This is a genomic window from Thermocladium sp. ECH_B (assembly GCA_001516585.1).
In the GTDB taxonomy this organism is placed as follows: Archaea; Thermoproteota; Thermoprotei; order Thermoproteales; family Thermocladiaceae; genus Thermocladium.
This window is the reverse complement of the sequence record LOBW01000130.1, coordinates 1-1,919: the sequence shown is the minus strand read 5'-3', so window position 1 is coordinate 1,919 and position 1,919 is coordinate 1. Positions and strand designations below refer to the sequence as shown.

Annotated in this window: 2 protein-coding genes and 1 pseudogene; 1 reads left to right on the top strand and 2 read right to left on the bottom strand. The window is 45.5% G+C overall.

The features are described 5' to 3' along the window. Positions 1-203 (top strand): annotated as a pseudogene (locus AT710_09685). Positions 204-239: 36 nt separating this feature from the next. On the opposite strand, the gene AT710_09680 reads toward AT710_09685, so the two are convergent. Together AT710_09680 and AT710_09675 are read right to left on the bottom strand one after the other, a co-directional pair. Further along, on the bottom strand, positions 240-1,172 hold the full coding sequence (locus AT710_09680; GenBank protein KUO89972.1) for an ATPase: 933 nt from the start codon (positions 1,170-1,172) through the stop codon (positions 240-242). Between the two features lie 386 nt (positions 1,173-1,558). Next, positions 1,559-1,919 (bottom strand): hypothetical protein (locus tag AT710_09675; GenBank protein KUO89971.1); only part of this gene is annotated, 361 nt, incomplete at its 5' end.

The following is a 1,919-nucleotide window of genomic DNA, read 5'->3' as shown; positions in this document are numbered from 1 at the left end:
ATGCCGGCGTCTATGCAACGCTGAGCGCACTTCAAGCAATGGAGGCGGTAGCCATGTGCGGCGAGGATGCTGCGGCCTATTTCTCAATGAGGGGCTTCATGGGTGGCAGCCTCTATTCAAATCTTTTGCTGATTCTTCTGAAGCATTTGGATATGGAGCCAAGTTACGCAATAACGCTTCTAAAGACATTCCTCGGCAAGTGAATAAGTTGATTTGGGGCTTTATGGTTTAGGAAGGAATTACTGCTCCTCTTCTTCCCCGGGCAGCTTCATTAAGCTCAGCGTCTTTTTCTGCTGCCCGCTCAACTTGTCTTTATTCATCTCAAGCACTTCATTAACTATGTTCATAACGCTCTGGGTAGCCTCTATGTCCGGGTACTTCAGTAGGAAGGGGACGCCAGCATCGTTGGATTCGCTTATCCTGGGATCCATGGGTATGCGGCCCAAGAATTTCAATCCCTCTTGTTTAGCCATATCCTCCCCTATATTCTTCCCAAATATGTTATATGACTTTCCGCTCTCCGGGCATGTGAAGCAGCACATATTCTCCACTATCCCTATTATGGGTATCTTGAGTTTCTTTGAGAAGTCTATGGATTTCTTCACTATCCTGAGTGAGACATCGCTTGGTATAGTTACTATTATGCTGCCCGTCATTTGATCGCTCAGCATTTGGGCCATAGTTAGGGGCGCATCCCCGGTTCCCGGCGGGAGATCTATGAGTAGAACATCTAACTCGCCCCAATCTACATTGCTGAGGAAATCATCCACCGCCTTCGCCACCAATGCGCCTCTCCACACTACCGCCGTCTCTTCTGAGGGAAGCAGGAAATCCATGGAGACAACCTTAATGCCGAGGGGACCCACCGCCGGTATTATTACTTGCCTCTTATCATCTAAGTAAAGCGATGTATTGGTTAATCCAAGTAATTTCGGTATAGTTGGTCCATATATATCAGCATCAAGTATGCCAACCTTAAGCCCCCTAAGCGCGANCCCGACCGCTAGCGACATGGTCACAAAGCTTTTGCCAACGCCTCCCTTACCGCTCATCACGGCTATCTTTAACTTAACCTTCTTCAATGAATCAGTCTTACTTAACTTTATCGCGCTGGGCGCCGCTGACTTGCCCTGCTGATTCTGTACATTCACGTGAACCTTATCATTGGACATAATTATATGTGAGGAAGCCGAGCTATATAAATCTTTATATATGAACAAGAAAACCCCTGCTGACCTTTTTTCCATCATTTGGCGAGGGTTACCCGAGGCCTAGAGGATTAGCGCCCCTTTCATGGGTGCTGCTCGTTCCTTCCCCTNCCCTGGNATTGTGGGTNGTCGGCCCCCTCCATTTCCTAGAGATCAACATATGGAGAATCATTGGGTTCTAGGAAAAATTGATAAAAATAGTGGGTTCCTTTATGGTGGGAGGATAGGAAAAGTAAGGTGAAGACTAATTGGGTNCATAGGNGGACTCGTGCCGGATCACGATGGTCCTCCATGTTTGCCATAACGAAGTAAATATCATTGACTCACGGTTATTGAGGCATGCCCTCTATTCACTCGATTATTATCTTCATTCGCTTATTAGTTATATATGAATCTAGCTTGCCGTTTACCTGTACCCGCATGTTAAGCATTATTTCCTTTTTTCCCATGACGCTCATGCTTAGCTTCACTGTAGCCTTCTCTCCCTCCGTGAATGTGCTTCCATACTCCGGCTCATCAAGGTAAACGCTCAGTATTTTTGAGCCGTGTATTAATGATGAAATGAATGACAAATCAAGTGAACCCCCCATCAGTTTTGCCTTTATATTCTTGTTAAGTAAGTGGGAAAGCGATGAGAGAAGCTTATAATCATATATTAATCCATTGAAGACGCCAAATGCCATTATTAGTATGATTACTGAGAATAACATG